A 7,534-nucleotide genomic window follows, 5' to 3' on the forward strand; every position below is an offset into this window, starting at 1 on the left:
ATCAATCGTGCTCATTGTCAGCGAATTGATATCGGTAAGCGTATTGCTAACGATTGCAATTGTAAAATTCGATCTCTCGATGACTTCTTTTGGAGCGAAGTTTCCATTGCGTCCAACGGAGATCATACGCCACATGCCCTGGATTTCATCGAGCGAGACATTATCAATGATGACCTCTTTGGAGTCTTGTCCGAGAACTTTCGGATTCTCAGCCGCACTCTTTTTCACCGTTCGGTACATACCTCGAGATATCTGCAAATAAAGAATCAGGGCAACAAATGCAACGCCCATCGCCATGTTTAGCACTGGAGGAAGGTTCATACAGCTGATTTTCTCGATTGTTCCGTAGTGATTGAATTAGCAGGATAACGGTCGCCGTCACCCTGGACGGACGAATGATTTTCAATTGAGCAGCTAGGCGGAAGTCATTCCGTAAATCCAGCCGCTTTGGCGCTAGCGGGCTGTTGATTTTGTCGTACGATGGACTTCCTAGTCCGTCGAATACACCAATGACCGACGAGGTAGTCCATCGGCCGCCCGTTACCACAGAAAACTTCATTAAATCAACGGCCCGCTAGCCACGGTTTCGACATTCAACCGAGGCTAACGCCCAAACGCAACGCTGTGACGCATTTTACCGTAGCGAAAATCGTAGAGCGTTTCGGTTTCACTCACATGGCCGAAAGTCTCTGCGACCACGCCATTGCAGCCAAACCGTTTGCAAGCTGCGAACCATGTCTACTTTGCATGTTATTATTCTGCTTCCACATGCCACGGATCACGCGTCTCAACTTTGCATTTCGGCAACGCCTCAGTTAATTGTTTTATTGCTTTTCGAGACAATCTGCAATTTGTAACGTCCAGACGTTCTAATTGCTTGAGAGAAACCAACGTTTCAACGGAGCGGTCAGTCAATCTTGTGCTACGTAGCGAGAGTTCGGTGAGTTGTTCGCACCCGGCGAGGTGAGCAACACCAGCATCGTCGATCTCGGTTCCATGGAAGGAAGCAGACCGCAAACCGTTCCATCGGCGCACAATAAGCATGCTTGAATTCGTCAGCGGACGCCCCTGAACACGAATATCCTGGACGTCACGCAGGGGTTTGAGAAAAGCGAAGGATTCGTCATCGACGTCTGATCGAGTTAAGTCAATCGCTGCGAACGTGGGAATGCGTCCTGCGATCCGCAACGCTGGTGCAGATTCTGGGCACTGCTCGTCAAGCGTAAGAATGCAGGGGAGTTCCGTGTGCCGTCCTGTCAACCGACAGAACACGAGATAGGGAACGCCGGTAATGCCAAGATCGGTCCCTCGGTTTGCAACACGCCCACCCAGATCGCGAAGACGCTGAGCGTCGGCTAAGTATCGAAGCGGCCGAATCGTTGCCGCGACCCAAATCGCAACGAACGCGGTGAAAATCAAGAGTGAAACCAGACGAAACCGAACAACGCGTTTTAGTCTTAGCATGCACGTCTCCCTTCGATAGTAGAACCGTGTTGGTCACCTGGTCCGAGCATTATTCTTCGCTGCATAGATCAATGAACGAGTGCATTCAGCCGGCGTTTGAATTATTCCGCCGCGCTGATTTACCGGCAAAAACATAAGGGGCAAAAATATGAAGAATCGATTCCGGAGATCGCAATGCCGACTGCTTTCCACCCTGTACTTATCTTTTTGCCCCCCATGTTTTTGCCGGTAATGCGGTATAAAAAAAATGTTCGAAAGCGCAACCTCTTCCATGCCACAACGGCGGTGGTCACACGGCGGCGTCCCAAGATGTTGTGTTGAAAGCAAAGGCGTTGCCGCCGCTCGCGTGCACCACTTGGTTATTGCGATGGTTCTGTGCTGCACACGATTCGCCAATCGGCATCGCTCCGCAGACTTAGAATACTGGTTAAAGAGGGAGCGAGCAACAATCGACCGCGCAGCATTCGCTCCACAACTCAGCCACTCCCGAAATCTTCCTGCCTCCATTTTCCTGCCAGATCCGACCGAACAAATGGGTAGGAAGATGGAGGTAGGAAGATGGAGGTAGGAAGATGGAGGTAGGAAGATGGAGGTAGGAAGATGGAGGTAGGAAGATGAGAAGAGAGTGACTTGCGAGAGTCGACTTTGTCCAGCAGAATGGGGAAAAGCCGCAGCGGGCAACTAGCCACGGATCTCCCGAATCAACACGAATCGGGAAACCATGTGCCATTCGTGATCATCCGTGAAATTCGTGGCCGACCTTCGACCGAACAAATCAGCGCCGGTCGACCGGGAATCGACGAACGGCAAGAACGATAGTGAAAACCCAAATCGCGGCAATGCGGTTTGGGTGCCAACATCGGTCCATCCGCGACTTCGGTTGATCGCATGGTTCCTGCCGCGTGCAAGCCGGTCCACGGCGTAGTTCGCGGCCCCGAAGCAACTGCGTCAGTTTAACAAGCTGAATCAGTCCCACCAAAATTCAAGCACGGCCCAACCGCGCACCAACAGCATCCCGTGCACCCATTCCATGAAAGCATCCATTGGAAACGATGCCAGCGTTTGGGAACACTAGGCATCACCGAGCGGTTCGCCATCTTCGGAACTCGGTTCCTTTGAGAATGGCATTTCAAGAATATCAGGTAACTTTCTCTTGTGATGCGTCGGTTCCTTGCGTTTCGGGCGGGAGCCCATAACCAAGGACGCGAATCCAATAATCGCCAACGCACCTGAGAACAGCCTGATGACGAGGATGCGCCGACGAGATTTTTCGTCAATCTGAGCCATCGTCGTCTTTCCTCTTCGTTCACGACCATACGTCGTCGTGCCGTGGTTGGGGTGACTCTGGGGAATCCGTACGGTGCGCAACTCAAGATCTTTTCTGCGTTCTTCTATCGAGAACACCCGATCTACCGCCTTCATCGACGTGCGACTTTGGCCGTAGACAACGGAGGTAGCGAACAATAAGACGGCGAGAAACAGACCAACTCGCGAGATTCCTCCCATCAGCGGGTCGGGAACAAACGATGACTCTTTCTTGTTCAACCAGACTCTGACATTCGCGTAGGCAAAGAAGATCACCAAGCCAACCACGCCCGCTATCCGCAGCGGCACCCTCGCTAAGTCGCGAAGCGACGTCATCGCTGGAAGCAGTTGACCCTCTTGTCCGCCGCCGTATCTTTCTGCCCTATTCCGTAAAACATCAAAGCTCGCTGCCCGCATACGATCCGCGTCTCGTTTCATCTTGCTCTGGTGCATAACATGAGTCGACCAGGTCAGGCCGACGTCACCAATAAACCAGCAGACGACAAAGGCTAGTCCAATTCGTGCGAACCACCGATGTTGTTTCTCCGATGCGTCCATTTTCGCTATATTCCTTAAGGGTTATTACGGTTAGCCCACGAAATCCCGACTGCGCAACCCATCCGTGCAAACCAGATTTTGAGAGTGCCAACGAAAAACGATATAAAAGCCCCAGTACGATGGTGATCACCTCATCCAAGCATGAGCTGTTCGCTGCATAGATCAATGAACAAGTGCACTCAGCCCGCTCCTGACTAATTCAGCCGCGCTGATTTTCCGGCAAAAACATAAGGGGCAAAAATATGAAGAATCGATTCCGGAGATCGAAACGCCGACAGCTTTCCACCCTGCCCCCATCTTTTTGCCCCGCATGTTTTTGTCGGTAGTACAGTGAATAAAATGTTTCGATAGCGTGACTTGTTTCATGCCAGAACGTTATCGGTAACCGAGTCATGCGAGCTGATTTTCAATTTTCAAAGTCGCCCGGCTTCCGCGACTTCGGTTCGTCGCTTGCTTCGCCAATCCCCAAGTCCTCGCTGGACTCGGTTGGAATTTCACTACCGTGTAGGCCAACCGCCCCACCGACTCCGCCTCCAATACCGCCCGCGACTGCCATGCCGATCAAGTACTTCAGCGTTGCTCGGAAGAAGTCGGAATCCGCATTCGTGTTCCCGGTGATGTCGCCAAAGATGCCAATCAGCGAGACACAGGGCAACATGAACAATTCGAAAACGATCGCCGAAAGAAGTGCGCCGACCACGGCAGACACAACAGGACGTCCAATGGCTCCTGCGATGGCGCCCACAAGCAAGCCAATTGCTGCGGACGGAAGCATTAAGATCACCGCCGGTTCTTGGATCACCGAAAAGACGACTAAGCTTCGACCAATCGCACAGAGGCCTGCTCCGACAATTGCACCGACGGGCGAAATACGCAAAGTTTTTATTCCTGCAGGAGAATATCAACAATCACATGGTCGCCGCAAACGACTTGCCACTTCAAAAAACTCAATTCGGCGACTCACATGCATCGTCATCGTTACGCCCCTTTGTTTGTTCTGCGGGCGAACTGGCCTATGGTCAGCTGGTAGTTTAGCACATTGCCATCATCGAGCCGTATCGTGTGCAGAACGTTCTGTGAATCTGTGCGAGTGACGAACGACAATTGATTGAACGCTATGCGTTGATCGTATACATCCAAATCGGCATTGACTCTGAGATCCGTACAACGGACCGACAGCCCTTCGCCCGCCGTGACGATGACTCGAAAGTCGCCGAATGCTCCGTGTGTTTCCCATTCACCGAGAAATGGCCGCGGATTCTCTGGGTCTTGGTACGGATTCCCCATCCAGATTACCGGAAAGCCGGGTAGGACAAAGGTGTCAGGACTCTTATTCTGAATAAGAGTCCTGACACCTTTGTTTTGTCTGACACCTTTGTTTTGTCCACCTTTGTTTTGTCCGGCCAAATCGCTCGGCTCGCGTTCTCAGGTGCACGCGATGGTTCCCCGCTTTGATCGATTATCTAGAAGGTTGCTCAAGCGACCGCTTGAGTAGAGCGTCAAGTCGCGATGATTCAGCTTGAGCTACCTCTTGTACTGTGCATGTCCCCAGCCCCAAGTTTCTTCGTGCAATTACCTCGATGTCCCCAACTCGCTTTTCGTATAGCGACGTCGAATCCGCGATCTCGGCATCCAGTGAAGCGTGCAGCAGTTTTTTTGCTGACTGAAGCACCACGTTCACCGGAGATCTCCCGCGGTCGAACTCGCCAAGCCGAACGTTGTACTCATGCAATGCAGAACTGTAGCGATCCTTTGTGGTTGCTGGAACATCCGCATCAGTCTCTCGGAGACTGTGCCCTTTTGACGCGTTACGCGTCGGTGGTTCCGCTGTAGCAAATGATACAGTGAAGATTGAGGCAAGTAAGACGGCAAAACGTGTCATGGTTCGAATCCTTTACAGTGCGAAGAACGGAGGGTTTGTAATCGGCAGTAGATGAGTATCTCAGTTACAGAGGTACGGTGTCAGCATCAGAAGCGCTGAGGACAGTCAGTCGGGTAACGAGGTACTTATCGCCGGTTGGGGTGGCGATAAGCGGATCCTGGGGGCTGTTATCGCCGGTTGCACCTTCGGTACGGTCGGTGACATTGCGGGCGTTATCGCCGGTTCGGGAAGGACTTATCGCCGGTTGCTCCAGCTCCGATGAGTATGGGGGAGCGCAGCCCCCAGGTCAAGCAATTTTGATGCAAACATTCGTGCGCTGGATGCATTGACCTCGCTGGAGTCCTGCTACAAGAAAATTCACTGGCGCTGTGACCGCTCCGTCCGCTCGCGCGAGGATGGCTGGATTGCCCGTGACGTGTACGAATAGCGGTTGTGGGAGAAGGCGGTGGCCGATGTTCGCGGTCATTCGCGTTTCCATAACACGGGCGAATCAACCTGCAGCGACGTGACGTGAGAGCCGTGACAAGTGCGCGAAGGCTTGGCTCAACCGCCTCTTCAAAACCGCCTCGTCAAATGAAATTCATTACGCTCAATGCGATGGACGCTGCGGGGCGTTTGCGATTGAAGTCTAGGTGCGGGCTGTGTCGTGCGAGTCGCCACGCGCATCGGCAAAAGACACCACTGACCGTGATCGAAACTTAGGCAACGCGAATTCACTGTAGCGAAAGCCGCAGAGACTTTCGGCCACGCGAGTAAAACCGAAACTCTCTGCAAGCTTCGCTACGAAAAAATGCTTCACAGCGTTGCGTTTGGTCGCTGGCGGGCTGTTGATCTAATGAAGTAAATTCGACGGACTAGGAAGTCCGTCGTACGACTAAACCAAACAGCCTGCTAGTCGCGGCTGAATGCCGGAACGGTGGCTACGTCAAAGCGGCCATTAGACGGAAAGACTCCTGCCTAGCTGCTTAAAACTAAGAAATCGACGCGAGAAAACCGGTCAATCGTGAGATGGAACCGCGCGATGACGTGAGAGGGCCGGTCAGCTTGCTGGTTTGCTACTCCGGTAGCTGAGCATGGACACATTTCGCAAAGAGAGCTGCGTAGGTGGTGGATTTGGTGGTGCTTTTAACGTCACCTTCCAAACCCCCGGTGTTTTCCACACTGAGAGCTACCCCGCAAGGACTCGAACCTTGAATGACTGAACCAAAATCAGTAGTGTTACCATTACACCACGGGGTAGAACTTCGCTTAGTTTAGCAATACTTTGCTTCGTTCAGAAGAGGAGCTCGGTTGCTCTTTCGAGGTTCGTCCAAAAATTTTTAACGGACGAGTTTGCTTCCTTGCTCCTGATCTTTTTCTTCGTGCCAGATCCTTGGCTTGATGCTAAGAATCTCGACAACGAAAAAACCCCGTGGCTTTGAGCGATTGCTCTCACCACAGGGTTTTGTGTGTATCAGTGACCCCTACGGGACTCGAACCCGTGTTACCGCCGTGAAAGGGCGGTGTCCTGGACCGCTAGACGAAGGGGCCATGAATTGTGGAAATTGTCATTGCCGGTGAGGCGTGTGACGGTCTCCGCAACGCGTTGATCACTGTGAGAGAGTTTTTAGCTAAGACCACTAACTCTCGTCAAGGGTTCACTTCCCTTGATATTCATTCTCGGCCGAAAAAAGTCCAAGCTTGTCATAAAACACGGGGTTTAAGCCAAAAACTTTTTGTTCGCTTTTTGCTTTCGGATGTTTGATTTTGGCGGGTCATAGCCGAGACCATCCCGAATCCCCCTCTCGAAAAGCTGCTGATCCCGCCGCCAGAAGTTGGCAGCGGCATGAAGAATGCACTCTGCCGTCGGCGATGTCCGGACGATGGTCACAATCCGCGTGTTCGCACGATCAAACCCTGCTTAACAAAACCCTGCTTAACAAAACCCTGCTTAACAAAACCCTGCTTAACAAAACCCTGCTTAACAAAACCCTGCCTAACAAAACCCGTCGCTCCAAAACGGCAGCAGTCGCCATCGGTTCCTGTGCGGAAGTGGGGGCTATTCAAAGCCGAACGCCGAAAAGGGAGCTCGGCGCTTTATCAGCCCGAAACTCGGGCAGCGTGAAAAAAGAGGAGAACACTCGCAGGATCGATTGATCGCGAGCAAAGTAGCAGGTGGGGGCGAAGAGAAGAGGTACGAGGCAGGTCCCAGGGGGGCATGGGACCTCACCCAATCCCATTACGATTCCACAGGGGTATCGCCTGCTTCCAAACTACGTTGGATCGCGTCATAGACTTCGCGACGATGAACGGGCACCTCGACGTGGGGCTTCGACGCCCAAACGG

At 52.5% G+C, this 7,534-nt stretch carries 4 protein-coding genes, 2 tRNA genes and 1 pseudogene; all 7 read right to left on the reverse strand.

Annotated features, from left to right (window positions below):
• A partial coding sequence (locus RMSM_RS25830) for a hypothetical protein (protein WP_040769416.1) occupies window positions 1-297 on the reverse strand: 297 nt, incomplete at its 3' end.
• A gap of 456 nt (window positions 298-753) precedes the next feature.
• Complete coding sequence (locus RMSM_RS40160) at window positions 754-1,188, reverse strand: hypothetical protein (RefSeq protein ID WP_144057967.1); 435 nt, start codon at window positions 1,186-1,188, stop codon at window positions 754-756.
• A 1,347-nt stretch (window positions 1,189-2,535) separates the two neighbouring features.
• Window positions 2,536-3,327, reverse strand: a complete 792-nt coding sequence (locus RMSM_RS25845) for a hypothetical protein (RefSeq protein WP_008703668.1) — start codon at window positions 3,325-3,327, stop codon at window positions 2,536-2,538.
• A 406-nt stretch (window positions 3,328-3,733) separates the two neighbouring features.
• Window positions 3,734-4,204, reverse strand: coding sequence for a hypothetical protein (locus RMSM_RS25850; protein WP_008703670.1), 471 nt, complete (start codon window positions 4,202-4,204; stop codon window positions 3,734-3,736).
• A 2,173-nt stretch (window positions 4,205-6,377) separates the two neighbouring features.
• Window positions 6,378-6,448: transfer RNA gene (locus RMSM_RS25865), tRNA-Gln, on the reverse strand.
• A 218-nt stretch (window positions 6,449-6,666) separates the two neighbouring features.
• Window positions 6,667-6,739: transfer RNA gene (locus tag RMSM_RS25870), tRNA-Glu, on the reverse strand.
• Between the two features lie 688 nt (window positions 6,740-7,427).
• Window positions 7,428-7,534 (reverse strand): annotated as a pseudogene (locus tag RMSM_RS40165) (carbon storage regulator); the annotation flags it as partial.

Origin of the sequence: Rhodopirellula maiorica SM1 (assembly GCF_000346295.1) — a bacterium.
GTDB classification, from domain to species: Bacteria; Planctomycetota; Planctomycetia; order Pirellulales; family Pirellulaceae; genus Novipirellula; species Novipirellula maiorica.